This is a genomic window from Sphingomonas sp. LaA6.9, from assembly GCF_022601895.1.
In the GTDB taxonomy this organism is placed as follows: Bacteria; Pseudomonadota; Alphaproteobacteria; order Sphingomonadales; family Sphingomonadaceae; genus Sphingobium_A.
Window position 1 is genome coordinate 143716 of record NZ_JAKVIO010000003.1, and the last position, 22060, is coordinate 165775.

24 protein-coding genes and 1 tRNA gene are annotated in these 22060 nt (G+C 65.4%); 9 read left to right on the forward strand and 16 right to left on the reverse strand.

The features are described 5' to 3' along the window. The 3 genes from MKI88_RS02960 to recJ form a co-directional block, all read right to left on the reverse strand. Window positions 1-2304, reverse strand: coding sequence for a bifunctional salicylyl-CoA 5-hydroxylase/oxidoreductase (locus MKI88_RS02960; RefSeq protein WP_241629451.1), 2304 nt, complete (start codon window positions 2302-2304; stop codon window positions 1-3). 231 nt (window positions 2305-2535) lie between these two features. Next, window positions 2536-2610, reverse strand: a tRNA-Glu gene (locus tag MKI88_RS02965). 64 nt (window positions 2611-2674) lie between these two features. Then, on the reverse strand, window positions 2675-4456 hold the full coding sequence (recJ, locus tag MKI88_RS02970; RefSeq protein WP_407073295.1) for a single-stranded-DNA-specific exonuclease RecJ: 1782 nt from the start codon (window positions 4454-4456) through the stop codon (window positions 2675-2677). Window positions 4457-5088: 632 nt separating this feature from the next. Here recJ and MKI88_RS02975 point away from each other — a divergent pair. Then, window positions 5089-7092: a winged helix-turn-helix domain-containing protein gene (locus MKI88_RS02975; protein ID WP_241629453.1), complete on the forward strand. Its 2004-nt coding sequence runs from the start codon at window positions 5089-5091 to the stop codon at window positions 7090-7092. A gap of 60 nt (window positions 7093-7152) precedes the next feature. Here MKI88_RS02975 and glpX read toward each other — a convergent pair whose 3' ends face one another. From glpX to MKI88_RS02990, 3 genes are all read right to left on the reverse strand, one after another. Next, window positions 7153-8127 carry a class II fructose-bisphosphatase gene (gene glpX, locus MKI88_RS02980; protein WP_241629455.1) on the reverse strand — a complete coding sequence of 325 codons (975 nt, stop codon included), beginning with the start codon at window positions 8125-8127 and terminating at the stop codon, window positions 7153-7155. A 168-nt stretch (window positions 8128-8295) separates the two neighbouring features. After that, window positions 8296-9588 (reverse strand): homoserine dehydrogenase, encoded by a 1293-nt coding sequence (locus MKI88_RS02985; RefSeq protein WP_241629456.1) that lies wholly within the window; start codon window positions 9586-9588, stop codon window positions 8296-8298. Window positions 9589-9676: 88 nt separating this feature from the next. Beyond that, the gene (locus MKI88_RS02990; protein WP_241629459.1) at window positions 9677-10084 is read right to left on the reverse strand and encodes a DUF3597 domain-containing protein; all 408 of its coding nucleotides are present in this window, start codon (window positions 10082-10084) and stop codon (window positions 9677-9679) included. A 176-nt stretch (window positions 10085-10260) separates the two neighbouring features. Between MKI88_RS02990 and MKI88_RS02995 the strand changes: the two genes are divergently transcribed. Beyond that, the gene (locus MKI88_RS02995; RefSeq protein WP_241629461.1) at window positions 10261-10482 is read left to right on the forward strand and encodes a hypothetical protein; all 222 of its coding nucleotides are present in this window, start codon (window positions 10261-10263) and stop codon (window positions 10480-10482) included. A 52-nt stretch (window positions 10483-10534) separates the two neighbouring features. Further along, window positions 10535-11440: an EamA family transporter RarD gene (rarD, locus tag MKI88_RS03000; RefSeq protein WP_241629463.1), complete on the forward strand. Its 906-nt coding sequence runs from the start codon at window positions 10535-10537 to the stop codon at window positions 11438-11440. Here the strand turns inward: rarD and MKI88_RS03005 are convergent, their stop codons facing one another. After that, entirely contained in the window at window positions 11441-11962 is a 522-nt protein-coding gene (locus MKI88_RS03005) for a hypothetical protein (RefSeq protein WP_241629467.1), read from the reverse strand. Between the two features lie 170 nt (window positions 11963-12132). Between MKI88_RS03005 and MKI88_RS03010 the strand changes: the two genes are divergently transcribed. Further along, the gene (locus MKI88_RS03010) at window positions 12133-13035 is read left to right on the forward strand and encodes a DUF1349 domain-containing protein (RefSeq protein WP_241629468.1); all 903 of its coding nucleotides are present in this window, start codon (window positions 12133-12135) and stop codon (window positions 13033-13035) included. A 210-nt stretch (window positions 13036-13245) separates the two neighbouring features. Here MKI88_RS03010 and MKI88_RS03015 read toward each other — a convergent pair whose 3' ends face one another. From MKI88_RS03015 to MKI88_RS03050, 9 genes are all read right to left on the reverse strand, one after another. Further along, the gene (locus MKI88_RS03015) at window positions 13246-13455 is read right to left on the reverse strand and encodes a hypothetical protein (RefSeq protein ID WP_241629470.1); all 210 of its coding nucleotides are present in this window, start codon (window positions 13453-13455) and stop codon (window positions 13246-13248) included. A gap of 89 nt (window positions 13456-13544) precedes the next feature. Further along, window positions 13545-14912 (reverse strand): cytochrome P450, encoded by a 1368-nt coding sequence (locus tag MKI88_RS03020; RefSeq protein WP_241629472.1) that lies wholly within the window; start codon window positions 14910-14912, stop codon window positions 13545-13547. 123 nt (window positions 14913-15035) lie between these two features. Further along, window positions 15036-15566, reverse strand: a complete 531-nt coding sequence (locus MKI88_RS03025) for a glycine zipper 2TM domain-containing protein (RefSeq protein WP_241629474.1) — start codon at window positions 15564-15566, stop codon at window positions 15036-15038. Window positions 15567-15842: 276 nt separating this feature from the next. Further along, complete coding sequence (locus MKI88_RS21370) at window positions 15843-15977, reverse strand: hypothetical protein (RefSeq protein WP_281063699.1); 135 nt, start codon at window positions 15975-15977, stop codon at window positions 15843-15845. Window positions 15978-16136: 159 nt separating this feature from the next. Then, complete coding sequence (locus MKI88_RS03030) at window positions 16137-16502, reverse strand: PilZ domain-containing protein (RefSeq protein ID WP_241629475.1); 366 nt, start codon at window positions 16500-16502, stop codon at window positions 16137-16139. A gap of 85 nt (window positions 16503-16587) precedes the next feature. After that, window positions 16588-16929, reverse strand: a complete 342-nt coding sequence (locus MKI88_RS03035; protein WP_241629476.1) for a PilZ domain-containing protein — start codon at window positions 16927-16929, stop codon at window positions 16588-16590. Window positions 16930-17019: 90 nt separating this feature from the next. Continuing rightward, a complete protein-coding gene (locus MKI88_RS03040) occupies window positions 17020-17709 on the reverse strand; it encodes a DUF4893 domain-containing protein (RefSeq protein ID WP_241629477.1) in 690 nt (229 codons plus the stop codon). Between the two features lie 150 nt (window positions 17710-17859). Next, the gene (locus MKI88_RS03045) at window positions 17860-18243 is read right to left on the reverse strand and encodes a hypothetical protein (protein WP_241629478.1); all 384 of its coding nucleotides are present in this window, start codon (window positions 18241-18243) and stop codon (window positions 17860-17862) included. A 332-nt stretch (window positions 18244-18575) separates the two neighbouring features. Then, a complete protein-coding gene (locus MKI88_RS03050; RefSeq protein WP_241629479.1) occupies window positions 18576-18950 on the reverse strand; it encodes a glycine zipper 2TM domain-containing protein in 375 nt (124 codons plus the stop codon). Between the two features lie 184 nt (window positions 18951-19134). Between MKI88_RS03050 and MKI88_RS03055 the strand changes: the two genes are divergently transcribed. From MKI88_RS03055 to MKI88_RS03075, 5 genes are all read left to right on the forward strand, one after another. Then, window positions 19135-19446, forward strand: a complete 312-nt coding sequence (locus MKI88_RS03055) for a DUF1905 domain-containing protein (protein WP_241629480.1) — start codon at window positions 19135-19137, stop codon at window positions 19444-19446. 141 nt (window positions 19447-19587) lie between these two features. Next, window positions 19588-20028: a hypothetical protein gene (locus MKI88_RS03060; protein ID WP_241629481.1), complete on the forward strand. Its 441-nt coding sequence runs from the start codon at window positions 19588-19590 to the stop codon at window positions 20026-20028. A gap of 88 nt (window positions 20029-20116) precedes the next feature. Next, window positions 20117-21040: a TIR domain-containing protein gene (locus tag MKI88_RS03065; protein WP_241629482.1), complete on the forward strand. Its 924-nt coding sequence runs from the start codon at window positions 20117-20119 to the stop codon at window positions 21038-21040. Between the two features lie 164 nt (window positions 21041-21204). Next, on the forward strand, window positions 21205-21375 hold the full coding sequence (locus MKI88_RS03070) for an SEC-C metal-binding domain-containing protein (RefSeq protein ID WP_241629483.1): 171 nt from the start codon (window positions 21205-21207) through the stop codon (window positions 21373-21375). 259 nt (window positions 21376-21634) lie between these two features. Continuing rightward, a complete protein-coding gene (locus MKI88_RS03075) occupies window positions 21635-22036 on the forward strand; it encodes a hypothetical protein (RefSeq protein WP_241629484.1) in 402 nt (133 codons plus the stop codon). Window positions 22037-22060: the final 24 nt, after the last annotated feature.

A 22060-nucleotide genomic window follows, 5' to 3' on the forward strand; every position in this document is an offset into this window, starting at 1 on the left:
TCAGCCTTTCAGCGCCGTTTCCTGCTCGGCCGCCCGTTTGAGGTTGCGTGCGAGCTGGCTCATGCCGCCCAGATAATTGCGCGGCACTTTCACGCCACGATAGTCGTGCTGCGCGGCGGCGCGCAGTGTCCACATCGGATCGATCAGGTGCGGGCGGCCGAGCGCGACCAGATCCGCGCGTCCGGCAGCCAGAATCGAATTGGCGTGATCGGTCTCGAAGATATTGCCCACCGCCATCGTCGAGACGCGCGCCTCGTTGCGGATCTGGTCGGCAAAAGGCGTCTGGAACATGCGACCATAGACGGGCTTGCAATCCGCCCAGGTCTGTCCGGCGGACACATCGATCAGGTCCGCGCCGGCTTCGTGGAAGGCCTGCGCGATCTCGACCGCTTCGTCGGGCGTCACGCCCATATCGCCCATCCAGTCGGTCGCAGAAATACGTACCGACATAGGACGTTCGGAGGGCCAGGCCGCGCGCATCGCTGCGAACACCTCGAGCGGGAAGCGCAGCCGGTTTTCGAGGCTGCCGCCATATTCGTCGGTGCGCGTGTTCTGCAGCGGGGTGATGAAGCTGGAGAGCAGATAGCCGTGCGCCGCATGCATCTCGATCATGTCGAAGCCCGCTTCGATTGCCATGCGTGTCGCCGCCACGAACTGGTCGCGCACCATGTCCATGTCGGCGCGAGTCATCGGGCGCGGTATCTGGTTGGCGGGGCTCCAGGGCACGTTGGATGCCGCGATCAGCGGCCAGTTGCCCGTGTCCAGCGGTTCGTCCATGCCCTCCCAGCCGATCCTGGTCGACCCCTTCGATCCCGAATGGCCGAGCTGGAGGCAGATCTTCGCCGCGGTGTTCGCGTGGACGAAATCGGTCACGCGTCTCCATGCCGCAACATGTTCGGGCGCGTACATGCCCGGGCAGCCCGGCGTGATCCGTCCTTCGGGCGAGACACAGGTCATCTCGGTATAGACAAGCCCCGCGCCGCCCTGCGCCCGCACGCCATAATGCACCAGATGGAAATCGTCGGGGGTGCCGTCTTTCGCGCAGTACATCGCCATTGGCGAAACGACGATGCGATTCTCCAGCGCCATCTCGCGCAGCCTGTATGGCGCGAACATCGGCGGCGCGGCCTTGTTGTTCGTACCACCGCGCGCCTGCGACTGGAACCAGCGCTCGACGCTTTCGAGCCATTCCTTGTCGCGCAGCCGCAGATTCTCATGGCTGACGCGCTGCGACCGCGTCAGCAGCGAATAGGCGAACTGGATCGGTGCAAAGGGCAGGTAGCGGTCGAGCGTCTCGAACCATTCGGTCGAGTTGCGCGCGCTGTTCTGCAGCTTCAGGACTTCGACGCTGCGCTCGTCCTGATATTCGGCGAGCGCCCGCACGCGGTCGAGGCCCGGGCGGTTGAGCACCTCGGCCAGCTTGATCGCGTCCTCCAGCGCCAGTTTCGTCCCCGATCCGATCGAGAAATGCGCGGTGTGCGCGGCATCGCCGAGCAGGATGATCTTGTCGTACGACCAGCGCGCGGTGATGATCCGGCGAAAACTGAGCCATGCCTGCGGACCGGGCAGATGCGTCGCGTTGGACATCAGCGCGTTGCCATCGAGATATTTGCCGAAGATCTGCTCGCACAGCGCGATCGCCTCGCGCTGGTCCATCTGGTCCAGACCCAATCCGGTCCAGGTGTCGGGATCCATCTCGACGATGAAGGTGGAGAGATTGTCGTTGAAGCGATAGGCATGCGCCCACACCCAGCCCGCCCCGGTCTGTTCGAAGGCAAAGGTGAAGGCGTCGAAGACCTTGCGGGTGCCGAACCAGAAGAACTTGTTCCGCTTCATCTGGATATCGACGTCGAAATGCTCGGCATAATGATTGCGAATGCGGCTGTTGGCACCATCCGCCGCGATCACAAGATCATAATCCGCCCAGTCGGCGAGATCGGGACTGGCTTCGTGCTCGAAATGCAGGCGGATCCCGAGATCGCGCGCGCGCTCCTGCAATATGGCGAGCAGCCGCTTGCGTCCGATGCCGATAAAGCCATGGCCCGACGACCGGATGCGCTCGCCGTGTATATGGACGTCGATATCGTCCCAGTGCGTGAATTCGTTGCGGATCGTTTCGCCACTCACCGGATCGTTCGCCATCAGATTCCCGACGGTCTGATCCGAAAAGACGACGCCCCAGCCAAAGGTGTCGTCAGCACGGTTGCGCTCGAACACATCGATCTCATGGCCCGCATCGCGCAGCTTCATCGATATCGCGAAATAGAGGCCCGCCGGTCCGCCGCCCAGGCATGCGATCTTCATGGGTCCGAATCCTTGCAAGGGTGCAAATCGCGAGGCGATCCTACCTTCGCGCGGAGAAATTTCAAGCTTAAAGCTTTAAGCTTGAAATATATGGCGTGGGTGAAGGATTGCCTGACATGGCGCAAGCGGATGATCGCTGCCGGAGCATCCGGGAAACCGTTGGTGGGAAATTTCTGTTTGTGTCCGGGGAACTGTCAGCGCCGCCAGATCAAAAAGCACCATAATTCTATATGGTGACCCCTACGGGAATCGAACCCGTGTTTCAGCCGTGAAAGGGCCGCGTCCTAACCGCTAGACGAAGGGGCCTGAGCCAGAGGCGCGCCATTACGGTCTTGCGCCCGCGGGGTCAAGGCTCGGGAGCGCTCTTTTTTCAATCAACCCATGCCGCATCGTCGATATGGAGTTCGGCCGCCGGGCGGCTGCCCCAGTCGTCGATCCGCGCGCGCCCCGCGATCCAGAGGCGACGGTCGCGCGGCGCGCCCAGCAGCGCCTGGCCGAGCGGCGTCTCGGCGGCGCGGAAGGCGACCGCCTTGATGCTGCGCCCGTCATCGCCCGCGACGATCGCGCGGACATGACCGGTGCCGACGATATCGGCCTTGATGACGCGCACCGGTCCCGCGGCGACGCGGGGCGCGGGCCAGCCCATGCCATAAGGGCCGCCCGCCTCGAGCGCCTCGACAAGCGCGGGGGTGACGCCGCCGGGCGAGAGGACCGCGTCGAGCAGCAAAGCGCGCTCGCCCTGCGCGCGCGCGACATCGGCGGCGAGGCGTTCGTCGAGGAAATCCGCCAAGGCGTCGATGCGGTCGGCATTGACCGTCAGCCCCGCCGCCATGGCGTGGCCGCCGCCCGCGACGAGCAGGCCGCTGTCCTTGGCGGCGAGCACCGCACTGCCGAGGTCGACGCCGGCAATCGACCGGCCCGATCCCTTGCCCGTCCCGTCCGAATCGACCGCGATCACGATGGCGGGGCGGCCGAGCTTTTCCTTCAGCCGGCCCGCGACGATGCCGATCACGCCTGGGTGCCAGCCATCGCCCGAGACGACCGCGACCGCGCGATTGCCCTGACCCAGCGCGACCTGCTCGGCGGCTTCCTGCACTGCGCCCTCGATGGCGCGGCGCTCCTCGTTCAGCCGGTCGAGTTCGGTGGCGATCTCCTCGGCCTCCGCCGGATCCTCGGTGGTGAGCAGGCGAACGCCGAGATCGGACTTGCCGACGCGGCCGCCCGCATTGATCCGCGGCCCGAGCGCGAAGCCCAGATCGGTCGCGGTCGGGGCGCGGTTGAGGCGCGCCGCGGCGATCAGCGCGTTGAGCCCGATATTGCGCCGCTGCCCCATCACCTTCAGCCCCTGTGCGACAAAGGCGCGGTTGAGGCCGCGGAGCGCCGCGACATCGGCGACGGTGCCGAGCGCGACAATGTCGAGCAGGTCGAGCAGGCGCGGCTCGGCGCGGTCGGCAAAATAGCCTTGCTGGCGCAGGCGGCGTAGCAGCGCGGCGCCGAGCAGAAAGGCGACGCCCACCGCGGCGAGATGGCCGTGCGCGGCACCTTCCTCCTCGTCGAGCCGGTTGGGGTTGACCAGCGCGTGCGCGGCCGGGAGCGCGCTCGCGCATTTGTGATGGTCGACGACAATGACGTCGACGCCCGCGGCCTTGGCCATGTCGAGCGCCTCGAAAGCCTGCGCGCCGCAATCGACCGTGACGATCAGTGACGAGCCCGCTTCTGCCAGGCGCACCAGCGCTTCGCCCGACGGTCCATAGCCTTCCATCAGCCGATCGGGGATATAGGCCATCGCATCAAGGCCGAGTTCGCGCAGCAGGCGGATCAGCAATGCGGCAGACGTCGCTCCGTCGACATCGTAATCGCCGAAGATCGTGACCTTTTCCCGCGCGGCGATCGCACCGGCGAGCCGATCGGCCGCTCGGTCCATGTCACGGAAGATGGAAGGGTCGGGCATGAAGCCGCGGATGCTGGGCGTACGGTGCGCCTCAAGCTCCTCGCGCGGGCAGCCGCGGGTGAGCAAGAGCTGGGTAACCAGATCGTCGGGCTGGAAATTTTCGTCGCGCGTGTCGGTGTGCATCCCGCGCCAGCGCCAGGGCTGACCGAGAATAGAATGGGTGACGTTGAAGACGGCGGGGGGCGGCATGGATTCGGTCATGCGCCTCTTAGCTTCACAAACTTCTCACAAAACGCCATGTGATTCACCCCGCCCGATCGCCGACCTGAAACTGCCCGGATCGATCATGGCAGAAGCAGCGCCTGTAGGACAGGGTTTGCGCTTCGAAGCGTTGGTGAAGAGGCGTTCGCGACTGGCGAACGCCGCCGTTCGCTCAGCCGAGGGTCAGCATATAACTGTGCGACACGGCGTTGATCGGCGCGCCGCCGGTCACCGCAATATTCAGGAACAGGGCGGTGAGCGTGCCCGCGCAAATGGCGACGCTCATCCGGAGGCCGCGTCGCGTGACCATACGCGGACCGCGCGCACTTCTCGTATCCAACATCCTCATATCCCTTCAGAAATTCTCTGTCTGGCCAAAAGGCGAACAGATGCCTGTCGCTGAACGCAGCGACCGAATCCCTCTCGCCAAGGCCGGAAATGCTCTGAATTTGGAGGGCCCTTTACAGTTTAACTCGCACCAAGTCGCGGGAGGAAAAATACGTACGATGGTTCGCCTTGCTGGCTCGCAATGGCCCATCCGGCTACGCATGAATGCGGTAAGGAAGTTCTGCGGCGGCGGCGCGGGAATGCGATCGAGCGGTCCTGCTGCCCAAGGGGCCCCGGCTTATGCGATGATTCATCAGCGTTATCTGATTGCGGGCCCGATCAGGCTCGACACGCGCGACGAACGCCTCTGGTATCAAGGCCAGTCGGTCAGGCTGGGCGGCAAGGCGTTCGGTCTGCTGCGCGCGCTGATGGAGACGCCGGGCACGCTGGTGACCAAGGACACGTTGTTCGAGAGGGTTTGGCCGGGAGTCACGGTGTCGGACTCGGTGCTGACGACCGCGGTCAAGGAATTGCGTCAGGCCATTGGCGACGACGCGCGCACGCCGCGCGTGATTGAGACGGTCTATGGCAGGGGGTACCGCTTCCTTCCGCGTGTGGAGGAAAGCGATGATGCAGGGCCACTCGCACCGCCACCGCCACTGGTTGCGGAGACGCACTCGACGATCCCGGTGCCCGATCCGCCTGCCGTTTCGCAGCGCACAGGCGCATCGCAGACCACGCAGGGTGGCGGCCGCGTCCGGCGGCGACCGGCCGCGCTGCTCGCCATCTTCGTGCTCGCGGTTCTCGCGCTGGTCATATGGCGTCCATGGGAGATGTGGCAGCGCGGCGGCAGCACAGCGGAGGCCGCGCTCTACCCCAAGTCGATCGCGGTGCTGCCCTTCGACGATCTGTCGTCGGGCGGCGATCAGGGTTGGTTTGCCGAGGGGCTGACCGAGGAGATTCTCAACAGCCTTGCGCGCATTCCCGATCTGCATGTCGCTTCGCGCACCTCGGCGGCGGGGATGAAGCGCAAGGGCGCGGGCGTGACCGAGGCAGCGCGCGCACTGGGCGTTGCGCATATATTGGAGGGTTCGGTGCGCCGCAGCGGCGGGCGCGTGCGCGTGACCGCACAACTGATCCGAGCATCGGACGGCTATCATCTCTGGTCGCAGAATTTCGACCGCGCCGAGCGCGACGTCATCTCGATCCAGGAAGAGACGGCCTTCGCGATCGCCTCTGCGCTCAAGACCGTCATGGATCCCGCGAAGCTCCGCGCGATGACCGAAGCGGGGACGCGCTCGGTGGATGCCTATCAGGAATATCTGAGGGGCCTCGCATATGATCAGCGTCACCTGGATCTCGGCGAAATCGAATCCGCGCGAAAGGCGGCCGCGGCTTTTGAGCGCGCGCGCATGCTCGACCCCAATTTCGCGGCGGCACACTGGCAATCGGCGCAAAATTGGTTCGGACGCGCGACGCGCGTGGATTCGCAGGCTGGCGTGCAGGATGGGACGCCAGCCGAGCGGCTGGCGGGCTATATGACGCGCGTCGACGCTGCGATCGCCAATTCCAGGGATCCGGCAGACACGCTCAAATATCGTGCGGCGCGTGCATCGATGCAGCTTCGATTTCGCGAGGCGCTCAGGCTGCTGACCGCCTATCTGGAACTGCGGCCGCGTGACATCGATGGCTGGCAGGAAATGACCGATGTGTCGGCCTATGCCGGCGATCGTGCGGCGACCGCGAAGGCGGCCGAACGCATCCACGCGCTCTCGATCGAGAATGGCAATCCGTTGTCGCGCGCGATCACCGCCTCGGTGATGGCATTGCAGTTCGACAAGGCGGCGGCGCGTGCGCGCGAGCAGCTGAAGCTGCGCCCCGACAATGCGCTGATCCAGTATCAAGCGCATCGTGCCTTTTTGTGGGCCGGGCGCACCGACGAGGCACGGCGCATCCTGCCCAGGGTGCTGGCGGGCAAGCTGCCCGAAGACAATCGCCTGATGGCGCAGATGCGGCAAGCCTGCGCCGAGGGACGCCGCCCTGATGCCGAAGCGCTGGGGCGACGGATCGACGCACTGAGCGACCCCAGCGTGAACCCGCGCTGGCTGTCGGCGATGCTGATCGGCGACCATGCGCGTGCCGACGCGCTGCTGCGTCCGCTCGACACGCCCGAGGGACTGCCGACGCTGATGCAGTTCATGATTTACCCGATGTTCGATGCGCGCCACTTCCCCCAGCTCAGCGCGAGACTGGCCGCGGATGGGGTGACGCCGATCCTCCCGGTAGCGGAGCCCTATGCGTGCAAATAGGGGGCAGCTCCGTGTCATTCCCGCGAAAGCGGGAATGACAGGGGGAAGGCCGTCCAGGCCTTATTTTGCCTTGCGGTGCTCGCCCTTGACCCAGCGTACGGTGCCCGAGCTGGCGCGCATCACGACGCTTTCGGTCGTCATCAGGCCGCCGGGAAGGCGCTTGACGCCCTCGAGCAGCGAGCCGTCGGTGACGCCGGTTGCGGCGAAGATGCAGTCGCCCTTGGCGAGTTCGTTGAGGTCGTACACGCGGTCGAGATCCTCGATGCCCCATTTGCGCGCGCGGCCACGCTCATCGTCGTTGCGGAAGAGCAACCGGCCCTTGAACTGGCCGCCGACGCAGCGCAGCGCCGCCGCGGCGAGGACACCCTCGGGCGCGCCGCCCGATCCCATATACATGTCGATCGTGGTGTCGGGGTTGGTGGTCGCGATCACGCCCGCGACGTCGCCATCTGGGATCAGCATGATGCCGCAGCCGATGGCGCGCAGTTCGGCGATCAGCTTTTCATGGCGGGGCCGGTCGAGCACGCAGACGATGATGTCGGCCGGATTGACGCCCTTGGCCTTCGCCACCGCGGTGACATTGTCCTTCACAGACTTGTCGAGGTCGATGATGCCTTCGGGGTACCCCGGGCCGACCGCGAGCTTGTCCATATAGACATCGGGTGCGTTGAGCAGACAGCCTTCCTCGGCGATCGCGAGGACCGCGAGCGCGTTGGGCCCCGCCTTGGCGGTGATCGTGGTGCCCTCGAGCGGATCGAGCGCGATGTCGATCCGGGGACCGGTGCCCTGCGCGGTGCCGACCTTTTCACCGATATAGAGCATCGGCGCCTCGTCGCGTTCGCCCTCGCCGATGACGACGGTGCCATCCATGTAGAGTTCGTTGAGCGCGGCGCGCATCGCCTCGACAGCAGCGGCGTCGGCGGCCTTCTCGTCGCCGCGTCCGATCAGCTTCGACGCGGCGATCGCGGCGGCTTCGGTGACGCGCACCATTTCGAGCACCAGCACGCGATCGAGAATATGGCTTGCTTCCACCATCGGTTCATCTTCCCCTGACTATGTCCTGTTGCGCGCGATAGGCGAGGGGTGTTGCAATGTCGAGAAGGGCAGGCGCCGGAATTGTCGTTCTGACGCTGATTGCGACCGGTCGAACCGACGCACCGCCTTTGCCCCGCCGAGGTCCTTCCGGTTTCGCGTTGCCTGCCCTCAAAAATCGAGGATATGCATCAGCATGGGCGCGCCGATGAGGCTGGCCGAGCCTGACAGACGCTTGAGCGCGTCGGCGACGCAGCGTTCAGGGGATTCGTGCGTGACAAGCGCGATCACGGCGTCGCCATCCTCGGTGACGCCGCGCTGGATGAAGCTCTCGATCGAGACGCCCGCATCGCGCATCGCGGTTGCGATCTCGGCGAGCACACCCGTCCGGTCCTCGACGACGAGGCGGATATAGCAGCGGCCCACGCGCTCACCGGCATCGGCGCGACCCGGATGCGCGAGCGACGCAACCGGCATTGCAAAGGCGGGGCCATATTCGTTGCGCGCAACGTCGATCAGATCGGCGACGACGGCGGACGCGGTCGGGCCGTCGCCTGCGCCCGCGCCCTGGAAGAAGAGGCGGCCGACGAAATTGCCCTCGGCGACCACGGCGTTCAATGATCCCGCGACATGCGCGAGCGGGTGGCTCACGGGCACAAGGCAGGGATGGACGCGCTGGAACAGGCCGGTGCCATTGGCTTCTGCCACGCCGACCAGCCGGACACGGAAACCGAGTTGCGCGGCCTCGAAGATGTCGGCGGCTATGACATGGCGGATGCCAGTGGACGCGACGCCTTCGAAATCGAGCGCGCTGCCAAAGGCGAGGCTGGCGAGGATCGAGAGCTTGTGCGCGGCATCGACGCCGTCGATGTCGAAGCTGGGATCGGATTCGGCATAGCCGAGCGCCTGCGCTTCGGCGAGCACCTCGGCGAAGTCGCGCCCGTCCTTCTCCATCGTAGTCAGGATGTAGTTGCAGGTGCCGTTGAGGATTCCGTAGACACGCATGATCTCGTTGGCGGCCGCGCCCTCGCGCAGCCCCTTGATCACAGGGATGCCGCCCGCGACGGCGGCCTCGAACTTCAGCGGAATGTCAGTTTCGTCGGCAAGCCGCGCGAGATCGACGCCATGGTGCGCGATCATCGCCTTGTTGGCGGTGACGAAGGCCTTGCCCGATTTGAGCGTGTTGCGCGCTAGCGTGAGCGCGGGGCCGTCCGCGCCGCCGATGAGCTCGACAACGACGTCGGCGCCGCTTTCGGTGCCCAGCGCGGTCATGTCGTCGACCCACTGGAAGCGCGAGATGTCGACGCCGCGGTCCTTGCCGCGATCGCGCGCGGACACCGCGACGATCTCGATGGGGCGCCCGGCGCGGCGCTCGATCAGCGCGCGGTTGGCATCGATCAGACGAATGACGCCGCTGCCCACGGTTCCAAGCCCCGCCAGCGCTACTTTGAGCGGCTCCGCCATTTCGATCCCTTCATCGCTTTAATGATGCCCGCCTCCTAAGCCGTGGAGGCGGGCATTGCCAAGGGATTCAGGGTTGGGTGTTCGAAAGTCAGTCTTTCAGCTCGGCGGGGACGATGCCGCCATTTTCGGCGAGTTCGCGCATCACCTGCTTGTGCAGCCAGATGTTCATCGTCGCACTGTCACCGGTATCGCCGGTATAGCCGAGTTCGGCCGCGAGTTCCTTGCGGTTCTCGAGGCTCGAATCGAGGTCGAGCAGCTTCATCAGATCGACGATCGAGCTGCGCCAGTTGAGATCCTGACCAGCACCGGCGGCCTTTTCGGTAAGCACCGCCACGACATCGACCTCGGTGATCGTCACCGCGGCGGGCGTGGCTGCGGGGGTGAAGCCCGGATCGGAGGGCGTGTTCATCTGCGGCATCGCAGAGGTGGAAGGGGTGGGTTCCGGCGCCTTCTTCTTGCCGAAGATCGCGTCCTTGATCTTGCCGAAAATGCTCATCGGTCTTCTCCTCCGCTTCGTTCGGGCGCGGTGCATATGCGCCCCGAGAGGAAACCCATTGACTGCCTCCCCGGTTTCGCCGTCTTCTATATTCAGGCGCGCGGCCGAGTCCCGGGCCTGGATCGCGCAGACGCGCTGCAACGCGCCGCATCACAAACGACTCCAAGGAGTTCGCAATGCCCGGCAAAGGTGACATCCCCGCGACTCGAAACCGGCCGAAGGAGGAAGTGCTCTTCGGTCTCTGGCACGAAGGCGAGGGCATCGAGGCCGGGCTTGACGGATATGACCTGGGCCAGCGCAACGAGATCATCGAGGTGATGGGCGACGTGCCCGATGGCGAGGAGCTGTTCGAGAGCGCGCTGTTGCCCGATCTCGATGAGGAGGAAGACTGGGGCTGACGCGCCGGGTACAGCGCTTCCCCTTCAACCGATCAGGCTCTATGGCGCCGCCATGGTCAGTCATTCCGCACCGGGCCGCGCCGGCATCGCCTATGGGCTGGGCGCCTATCTGATCTGGGGCTTTCTTCCCGCCTATTTCAAATTGCTGTCAGCGGTGTTGCCGAGCGAGGTGGTGGCGCAGCGGATCATATGGTCGGTCGCCTTTCTGGCGCTCCTGATTGCGATCAAGGGCAGTTTTCCGACGCTGCGCGCGGCTCTCGCCAATCCGAGTGCATTGCGCATCCTTGCAGCAACCGCGCTGCTGATCGCGGCCAACTGGCTGATCTATGTCTGGGCGATCGTGAACAGCCACGTGCTCGAATCGAGCCTCGGCTATTTCCTCAATCCGCTGGTCAATGTCGCGATGGGCGTCGTGCTGCTGAAGGAGCGGCTCGGACGCGCGCAGATGATCGCGGTGGCGCTCGCGGCGATCGGCGTCACGGTGCTCGCGATCGGCGCGGGAAGCGGGCTGTGGATCAGCCTGTCGCTGGCCTTCACCTTCGCGACCTACGGGCTGCTCAGAAAGATCGCACCGGTCGAATCGCTGGAAGGACTCTCGGTCGAGACGCTGATCCTTGCGCCATTCGCGCTCGGCTATCTGTGGTGGTTGTCCCATACCGGCGGACTGGCGTTCGGCGCCGACATGGGGATCAGCCTGTTGCTCGCCGCGGGCGGCATCGTGACCGCGGTGCCGCTACTGCTTTTCGCGGCGGCCGCGCGGCGCATGCCCTATGCGACGTTGGGCCTGCTCCAGTATCTGGCGCCGACGCTCCAGTTCCTGCTCGCGGTATTCGCCTATGGCGAGCCGCTGACCACGGCGCACCTGATCTGCTTTGGCTTTATCTGGAGCGGGCTCGCAATCTTTGCGGTGAGCGGCATCAGCGACATGCGGCGCAGAAAGCTGGCTGTCGTCGACTGATCATCCGGTGATCGTGAAGGTGCCCGTGGTATGACCCGCGGCGCCCGGCGTGAAGTCGAGCGTGAAGGGTTCATCCTCGTCGGTCTTGCCCGAAAGGCCATTTGCCGTCGCGGCCACAGCGAATTTCTCGTCCGCCATTTTTTCGGTGAACCACGCCTTGAGCGCGGCTGCGTCGGTGGGCGCATCGAAGACGATCACGACCTTGTCGTGGTCGCTGTCGGCCTTGCCGTCGCCGAGGATGTTGACCGCGGTGACCTTCGAACCGGGGTAGAGCTTGACCCCGCCGATATCCATATTTTCGGCGTCGAGCGAGATCGTGGGCAGGTTCACATCGGCCTTGAAGCCCGGAAGGTCGATCTTCACGCGGCCGTCAGGGTTCGCGCTGGCCGACGCGTTTTTGCCCTCATCGGTCTTTCCCTGGATACTGATCGCTGTGCCATTGCCGGCGTCGCCCGACTTGTCGCACGCCGCGAGAAGCGCGTACATAGTCAGGCCCGCAAGTGCGAAGGTGCGCGACGTCATCGATCGTTCTCCACTGTATTAATCAAGTAACACGGTATCGCCGCGCTCGTGTCGCGTCAAGCCGCGATCCTTGCGACGTTGGACGCGCTGGCATGGGCGTTGGTCGAAAAGCAGGTTGCCGCGAGCGCGTCGATTGTTCTGCAGGACGGCGCATTTGAGTGGGAGATGGCATGCCAAGGTTTGAACGGCTTCTTGCGGCAATCGCGGTATTGGCGGCGGGCCCACAGGCGATCGCGCAGACCGCGGCGCAGCCCGACATTGCGACGCTCAACGACGAGTTCGACGGCAAGGCACTGTCCGAGGGATGGACGCTGTTTCACCAGGCCTTTGGCTGGCCCGACAAGATCAAAACGCTCGATGTCGGCAAGACGACCGACGGCGCACTGCATATTCAGCCTTATCATTCGGCATGGGTGCGTGATCTCAATGCGCCCTTTCTGTTCAAGACCGTGGCGGGTGATTTCGACGTCCGTGCGCGGGTGCGCTCGCGGGGCCTGAAGGGCGCGGTTTCCGAAGACACATGGGCGCTCGGCGGACTGATGGCGCGCGTGCCCAGCCGGAGCACCGCCGCCGAGTGGCGTCCGCGCGCCGAGAACTGGCACTTCATCACCACGGGTGTCGGCCATGAGCCGGGCAAGACGATGACCGAGACCAAGGGCACCTATAACAGTAGTTCGTCTTTGAAACTGCGGCCCTATGCCAATGGCTGGATCGAGCTTCGGCTCGTCCGCGTCGGCATGGCGCTGTTCGCGCTCGCGCGGCGCGACGACAAGAGCGGCTGGGAAGTGCGCGACCGCTTCTATCGCATGGACGCGAGGCCGGACATGCAGGTGGGGCTGATCGCCTATACGACGAGCAAGGCGGTGGCCGAGGGCCCCGAGGACCCCGAACGCATGAACCGCACGGTCAACACCGAGGCGCCGGTCGACATGGCGCTCGAGGTCGACTGGATCCGTTTCAGCCGCCCCAAGACCCAGGCGCCGCGCGACTGGTATGCGCAGGTGAGCGGCGGCAATCCGCTGGCGGACCCCAATCTGCCCGAAGCAGATCTGCTCGCGGCACTCGGCGCTTAAGTCCTGGGATCATAAGGCTGTCGGTTCGGACGTGCCGACTTCTTTACCCCTCCCTGTAAGGGAGGGGTTAGGGGTGGGTGTCGCCGTCTGGCGATCAAAACACTGATTTTAGAAGGGCTCGCTCGGGTCGCTACCCACCCCCAGCCCCTCCCTTGCAGGGAGGGGAGCACGCTGCGCTCGACGACCGCTTTCCCCGACATTGCGGACGCATCATAGAGCACGCATAACAATGGCATGGATGATGTTTTCGTTCTTCATCACGTTCGTTCCTGCGAGGAAGGGGATGATGCCAAGCTCATCGGTGTTTATCGGTCCCAAGAGGCCGCTGAGATTGCTGCCATGAGGCTGAGCACCCAAGCTGGCTTCATCGATCACCCCGACGGCTGGCATATCGATCGTTACCCACTGGACAAAGATCATTGGACCGCAGGGTTCGTTACAGTGCCCGGCTGAGTGCCTGACGGCAGCCAACTACGACCTCTCGATCCAGGGTTCCGACCTGACCGCCTTCAGATCCGCTCGAGCCGGACGGGAAGACCGTCCCTCGGTTTCGGGATCGGGAAATATTGCCATTTGGGCTCGTCGCTGCCGACGGGTACGATCCGGTGCGTGGTGAGCAGGTGGTAGAAAAAGATCTTCGCCTGAAGATAGGCGAAGTGGAGCCCGAGGCACATGTGCGCGCCGCCGCCAAAGGGCACCCACGCATATTTGTGCCGCGCGCGCACCGCCTCGGGGGCGAAGCGCATCGGATCGAACTTTGAGGGCTCGGGCCAGTATTCGGCCATGTGATGCGTGTAGTCGGGATGGAGCCCGATGAAGGTGCCCGCGGGGAAGTCGTAACCGCCGAAGGAGAAGTCGCGCACCGCGCGGCGCGGGATCGCGGGCACCGGCGGGATCAGCCGCAGCGATTCCTTGAAGGCATAGTCGGTGAGCACGAGTTCATCGACGCGCTCATAGGGGAGGGTGTCGCCGTTGAGGCCGAGCCCCAGCATCTCCTCGCGCAGCCGCTCCTGCCATTCGGGGTGGCGGCCGAGCAGTGAGACCATCGTCGTGATCGACGAGGTGGTGGTGTCGTGCGCCGCCATCATCAGGAAATTCATGTGATCGATGATTTCATCGTCGCTCAGCTGGCGGCCGTCTTCGTGCGTGGCGCGGCAGATCTGGCTGAAGATATCGTCGCCATTGCCACTGCGGCGCTTCGGCACCTCGCGCCCGAAATAACCGACCAGATATTCGCGCGCCTTCACGCCCTTGCGCATTGCGGTGAAGGGCAGCGGAAAGCGTATGATGCCGATCGTTGCCTGGACCTCGTCGACAAAGGCCTGGTTCACCTTCGCCGCCTCGGGGCCGAAGGGGATGCCGAAGAAGGAGGTGGCAGCGAGGTCGAGCGTCAATTGCTTGATCGACGGGTAGAAGCGGAGCTGCTGGTTGGACCAGGGCTTTATGCCTTCGCGGATCCCAGCGTTCAGCGATTCGGCGTAGCGGCGCATCGGTTCGGGCTTGAAGGCGATCGAAAGCGTCTTGCGGTGTACGCGATGCTTCTCGAAATCCATCAGCATCAGTCCGCGCGGAAAGATGAGGTTGAGCATCGGGCCCCAGCCCTGCTCGGACGAGAACAGCTTGTCGCGGTCGAAAAAGCCGAGCTCATTGGCCTCGGCGCCGATGAGCTGGACCGAGCGCCCGCCGAAGCTGCGCGTGCGAAAGACGCGGCCATAGCGCGCGACCAGCGGTTCGGTGAAGGCACGCGGATCGCGCAGTTCCTCGAGCGTGGTACCGATGACCGGAGAACCGTCGGTGCCGGGCACATGATCGAGCAGCGATGGAGGATTGCGCCGCGGCCAATGCGGATTGGCCTCGAAGGTATGCGCATAGGCCATCGGAACGCCTCCACGTTATTGACATTGAAGTCAGTAAAGCATCGGGCGGGGGTGTGGCAAGCCCATGAAAAGGCCCGGCCGGGGACTTCCCGGCCGGGCCGAAGCATTACGCCCGCGCGTTCGTCAGCGGCAGCTGACGCCCTTGTCGACTTCACGGCCGAGCAGTGCGCCCGCACCGCCACCCAGGATCGCACCGATGGTCTTCGAACCGCCCGGCGCGAGCTCGTTGCCGAGCAGTGCGCCGAGCGCGCCGCCGACGATCAGGCCCGTCGTGCCGTCGTCGCGGCGGCAGTAATAGCGGTTGTCACGGCCGCGATAGACCCGGTCGTTATAGGCGAGGCGGCGCGGCTGATAGTAGCGGCCGTCGCGATAGTAGCGATCGGCATAATAGCCGCGATAGCCGGGCTCGTAGCGATTATGGTCATAGCTGCGATAGCGGCGCCAGTCGCGGTGGTCGTTGCGCCGATCATCGCGCCGGTCATCGCGATAGTCGCGGCGCGCCTCGTGGACATCGCGGCGATGTTCGCGGTCCGCGTCGCGCACGTCGCGGCGGTACTCGCGCTCTCGCTGATGATCCGACCTGGCTGCGGCGGGGGTGGCTGCAATCGGCGCAGTGACAGCGAGTGCTGCGAGCGCAAGGATAAGTTTCTTCATTATTTTACTCCTACGCGGTCCCGCATTGGGCGGAACCAGGGCCCCTAACGAACTGATCATGTACGAAGTTGCGTGAACGCACAGCTACAGCGCGTTCATGCACGCGACAGGAGGCTTCGCACCGCGCGCAAAACGAGACAGGCAGATCGCATCAATTGAGAGAGGGAGGTCGGGCGCCCGAGGCGCGCGCGGCGGATTGCACAGGCAATCGAACGGATCGCGGACGGCATGGCGCGGAACTGGAAATATCAGAATGGCGAGCCGCGGACGGCGCGCTCACATCAGGACGTAGCGGCGCTTCTTGGGTTTGGCGACGACCGCTTTCATCGCCTTGGCGGCCTCGATCTCCTGAGCGCGGCGCTCGGGGCACTCCTCGGCAGAGCGTGTGGCCGCATCGCTGCGTGAGGCCATGGCCGGACCCGCATTCAGCCCAAGCGGCACAAGCGCCGCCGTCAAGAGTAGAGTCGCGCTTCTCCCCATATGCTAACTATATCGCGCGCGTAACTGTACGCAAGATGAACGTGCGCATGCGATGCGGTCGAAGCCGTCCAAAATACGGCGGATCGTGGATCAGGAAACGAGGCGCGGACGGCGATCGCGCTTGGGCGGCGCGGCGCCCGTTGCGGCAAGCACCGCGCGCAGGCGGGGCAGATCGATCTCGTTGGTGAATTCGCAGCCGACCCTGCCCTCCTTCACCCAGACGACGCGCGCGAGCACCGTGCCCAGCGAGGGCAGGCGCACGCGGATACGGCTGTCGGGTTCGAATTCGCCCGTCGCCTCGGCCATGAAGCCCAGCGTCGAGATGTTGCGGATCACGATATCGACGCCGTGATTGCCCGATGCGCGCAGGGTGGTCGAAACTTCCACCTCCTGACGCGGCACGCGGCGGTGATTGGGGCCGGGCGTTTCCAGGGCGACTTTCGCGGCGATATGCACGATCGGTTCTCCAATATCGCTGCACAGCCTAAGGCGAAAATGTTAATTTTCTGTAAGGGTTGAGGTCGTCCGCCTTCGGCCAGGATCAGTGCGCAGGGGCGGCGCCCATTCCCATGCCCATGACCAGCCGCAGCCGGACGGGATTGACGGTGTTGAGGAACTCGCCGCCGACCTGTCCGCCCTTAGCCCATGCGATGCGCGCCAGCACGGTGCCGACACAGGGCAGCTTCAGCCGCACATAGGAGCCTTCGGCAAATTCGTTGGCGGTGTCCGCCATGAAGCCGTGCTCGGAAATGTTGCGGATCACTACGTCAAAGCCGTGATAGCCGAGCGCGCGCATGGTCGTGCTGACCTGGACCTGCGCGCGCGACGCACGCCGTTCGCCCCCGGGCCCGTTCTCAACCGCCATCCGCGCCGCAATCCGCATGATGCCATTCCCCCCAGAATATCGCAGCATAGGCTTAATTCGAGAGGGTTAACAAGGCGTTTCACGATCGAAACGGTGTCGGAGGTGCCGTCAGGACGGCGTTTCCCCCGTCATCTGGGGCACAAGTGGAATGAGCTCGATGACATCGAGCCGCGATTCCTGGACGGGATGTGGCAGAACCATGCGCCAGCGAAAGGGTTCGACGCGTTCGACGACGCCGACAAGATTGCGGCTGACATCGTCGCCATAGGCGGGCGGGGTCTGTTCATCGCCGCGCGCCATTGCGCCGAGAAAGACGAGCTGCGTCTCGCCATCGGGCCAGATCCTGCCCGCTGGGCGTTCCGAGCCGCTTTCCTTGGTAAAGGTCAACAGCGCATCGTCGGCGCCGACATAGCAGGAAAAGGGCTTGTAGGAGACGAAGCCGCGACTGGCGCGCGTCGCCGAATTGGGCAGTCGCCAGACACGGCAGCGATAGCTGCCGGGCGGCGGGGCGGGTCGGGGCAATGCCACCGTCGGATCGAGCAATGCTCCCAGCGCCGCGATGGCGGCCTTGGCGCGGCCGGGTCGCACCGCCGCAAGACCGTTGCGCCAATCCTCGCGCAAGCGCTCCAGCCGGCCGATATCCTCGGGACTGGCAAAGTTTCGCCATTCCACCTCGGATTCGTCCTCGACGGAAACCACGGCGGGTGCGGCGGGTGGCGGCGCTTCGGGTTTGACGCACCCGCCCAGCAGCGCAAACGCGCCCATGATGATGGGGTATTGAGCGAACACGAAACGCACGCACGCCTCCGCGATGCCGCGCCCCCGCGCGCGGTGATCTTACTTTCGAAATACTGCGAAATGGTAAATAACGAAAGTTAACGAAAGGCTAATAGGATGGCGCAACGGGGGAGGCGGCGGGCACGGAATGGCCGGCCCGCCGCCCTGGGGTTACCAGCGATCGCCGCGGTCGCGGTGCCAGTAACCCGCGCGGTCGCGCCACCAGCCGCGCCGGTCATGGCTGTACCAGCGGTCGCCGCGCCAATTGCCCCGGCCCCAGCGCCGGTCATCGCGCCAGTCATCGCGCCTGTAGTCGTGCCTGTCGTCGCGATAGTCGCGCCGCGCCTCGCGCAGGTCGCGCTCAAGGTCGCGGCGTGCCGCATAGACGTCGCGGCGGCTGTCGGCGCGGCGCATGTCGCGGTCATAGTCGCGATAGGCATCGCGCACGTCGCGCTGATATTCGCGACGATCGCTGCGCGGGCTGTCTGCCAGTGCGGGGGTGGCGGGAAGCGCGGCCAGGCCGATCAAACCCGCCGCGATGATGAGTTTACGCATACCATTACTCCATTCATGACCGACGCGCCCGGCGTCGGGTATCGCAACAATGGCATGGTGTAGCTGAACCGCCGAGAACGGAGCGTTCATCGGGGGTTAGGCTGATTTTCGGGGGCGGGCGGCGTCCGGCGGAACACATGCGGAATTTGCAATACGCGCGCGCGGCTTTGCGCTATGCAGAGTTGCGGCATTGGAGAAACGACTCCGGCGCCGCACGAGATTCGGACCCGGCGATCGCGACCCCGCCGGGTGCGTGGGGACATAGGGCATGGTCGGTGTAACCCGCCATGCCCTGTGTCCAACCCTTCACTTCATGTCAGAGCTTGACGACGTCAGCGGCAGCGCAGCTCGCCGCGGTCGATCTCGCGCCCGAGCAGCGCGCCGCCCGCGCCGCCGATGATCGTGCCGACGGTCTTGTCACGCCCGTCATCGAGTTCGCGACCGAGCAACGCGCCGACCGCACCACCGATGATGAGCCCGGTGGTGCCGTTGTCGCGGCGGCAATGATAATGCCCGTCATCGCCGCGCCAGACGCGATCATCGTAGCGCAGCGGGCGCGGGTCGACATAATAGCCGTAACGATCGTAGCGCGCGGCGTCCTTGGCGCGCTTGCCGTGCGCGGGCGCCCAGGGCGGCGGATCGGCAAGTGCCGGCGCCACGGGCGCTGCGAAGGCGGCGAGGGTGGCTGCCATGATGAGCTTGCGCATGATGTCCTCCTTGTCGGATTCGTTCTTCACGACGATCAACGAGCGCAATTTGCATTGGGTTGCATGAACATAAAACTACCTCGCGTTCATCTGCGGTACGGAAATCGCGCGCGGGGGCCTGGCGCGCAGGCCCGGGGCGCGCGCCGCGATTGCCATCGCCCGCGCCCGCGGGCACGATCGGTCGATGGACGGTGAAGGCGAATTCGAGATCAACGCGCGCATCTGGGTGTGGCGCGCCGCGCCCCCGGCCAAGGGCGCGTGGCACTTCCTGACGATCGAGGGGCAGGCCGCCGCCGAGATCCGTTATGCCGCGCTCGGCCGCACCGGCGGCTTCGGATCGGTCAGGGTGACCGCAACGATCGGCGGGACACGCTGGCGCACCTCGTTGTTCCCGCACCGGGAATCGGGCGGCTTCCTGCTGCCGATCAAGGCCGATGTGCGCCGCGCCGAAGGGATCGCGGCGGGGGACGTGGTGACGGTTTCGCTGACCGTGTGAGGCCGCGCCCGCGGTCGGCGTACGAGTGCTTGCGCGTTTTCCCCTGATAGACCCGGGTGCGGGCGCGGATTATTGAAATGTGCAGGTGCAGGCGATGCCCGATCCGCGGGCGGTCGCGCACTCGAGCCGAGGAGTTCCGCGATGCACATGCTGCGCAACGCCTGCTGCCTTTTCGCGCTGGTCGTCGCGGGCGAGGCGGTCGCGCAGGACGATCTCTGCCCCGCACTCCGCAAGCTGCAGACGCTGGCGCCTTCGGATTTTGGCTCGATCGACGGCGGCCCGATCGGGACATCTGGCATGGACCATGCGACGACGATGAAGCTCCCCCGCGCGCAGATGTGCGGGATCTCGGCGCAGCCCGACAAGCACGCCGAATATTGGTGCAAATGGGAGTCGACCGAGGACAGTTTCGAGCGGCGGCTGACGTCTTATGGAAAGGCGATCGGCACCTGCCTCGGCGCGCCCCCGGAACGCGTCAACGAGTGGACGATCGCCATCCGCGGCCATGGCGTCGAATTCATGCTCGACGGCGGCGAAGACCTCGGATGGACCGAATTGCTGCTCTACGTCGAGGCGCAGTGAGCGCGACAAAGCGGCGCAACACCGTTGACATGGCCGCCATGCTGCCATCAACTCGCCGTCCGTATCGGAAGGACTCTCGGAGGCACTGATGGACAAGCCGCGACTCTTTCTGGGCTCGTCAGGGAAGCAGGAGAAGCTGCTTCAGGCGCTGACGCGGGGCTTGAGCGATATCGCGCAGGTCGAGCCGTGGACGACGTCCTTCAATCCGGGAACCTCGACATTGCAGCGCCTGATCGACCTCACGCGCGAGGTCGATTTCGCGGCGTTCATCTTCGCGCAGGACGACTGGACGACGGTCGGCGCGCCCGCGTCGCCCGGTCATGACACGGCACAGGCGGCGCCGCGCGACAATGTCGTGTTCGAGGCGGGGCTTTTCGGTGGCGTGCTCGGCATGCGCCGCACGTTCATCCTCCATGCCAATGGCGCGAAGCTCCCAACCGACCTGCTCGGCCTGACCTCGGTGCGCTATGCGGGCGAGATGACCGCGGCCGAGACGCGCGCGATCAACCAGAAGATCCGCGCCGCGATCGAGAGCGAGGGCCGGCTGACGCGCGTCGAGGGCTGCTGGTGGCAGTTCTCGCTGAGCGCGCGCACCGAAAGGGAACCCTCCGCGCTCGGTCTGATCAAGTTCACGCGCGATCGCAGGGGCGCGCTCGAAATGGCGGGGCGTTCGTGGCGCGAGGATGGAACCCTGCTCGCACGATACTGGAGCGAGGCGACGAAGGAGAAGGATGCGGGCATCTTCTATTACTGGAATGGCGAGCGGCCGCTCGATCCGGATGCGCCTCAACTGCACGGAACAGGCGAGATGCGGCTGGAATCCGACGACCGTGCAACGGGCTATTTCGCGACGCGCTCGGATTCGAATCCCGACATGACCGCGCGGACGGCGGGTATCTACTGGCGCGCCGATTCAGCCGACGCCGCCATAATGGACGGCCGTGACAACGAGGCGCGCGCGGCGCTGATCGCGGAGCGGCTGGAGCAGTGGAAGTCCGTCAAGAATATGTGATCGCTTGCATCGGGTCGTGAACGCCGCCACAGGCGCGCTCCCGCGTCGCATGACGCACGCGGAAACACAGGAGGCGATCATGAAGAACACCGACGCATTCGCCGACCTCCCCTGCTTTCGAGGTCACCAGTAAACGCCGCAAAGGCTTCCCCAGCGAGACGCGCGTGAAGCGGGGCTTGCGTTTCGTCCGTGGTGGCGAGGTGGAGCTGGTCGAGAAGCTTGGCCGCAAGGATCCGTGCCCCTGCAACTCGGGCCGCAGATTTCAGCAGATGCTGCATGTCCACGGGCCGGTTTCGACGGCATCGGGCGGGATGATTATTGGCGTTGAGGCCTGAGCGGCCCTGATGCGCGCGGGGGTGATGCGGCCAGGTGCCGTGCCGCCCCCGCTTTACAATCGCGCGCCGAACGCCTATCGGCCCGCCTCCGAAACGATTTCACAGGTGCGCCGATGATGTTTTTCATTCGTCTTGCGCCACCGCCCTCCATCCAGACGGGGCGGTAGGCCCTCGAGCAACGCTGCCGCCGCATGACGCGCGCGGCGTGATCTCCTGATGCAAGTCCGCCGGGGGCATTAGGCCCCGCGTGGAGGGTTTCATGTATGTCCGCTTCCATGCGCCGTGGCGGGAGGTCCGCCGCGGGGTGAGCCATGGCCTGTTCGGTCCGGCCGGCTGGTGCGCGCGCGACCCGGATGCGGGGGGCGTGCTGCGCGAGGCGATCGGGCGCGAGCTCGACTGGTTCAACGCCAACCTGCCGGTGCCGCGCCACCGTCACTTCCTCGTCAAGTCGCGCCGCCGCTGGCGGAGCGACGGGATCTGCTGGTTCATGGGCGACGCGGGCGAGATGATCGCGCACGCGCATCTGCTCGCGCGCCTGCTGCACGAGTGCGGCGTGCCGGTGACCAAAGTGGTGACGCACCGGCCCGGGACGATCCTGTACCGCGATGCGTACCAGATCGTCGCCAAGCCGGCCGACGCGACGCCGACGATATGGCACTGAGCCGGGCCACCCCGTGATGGCGCG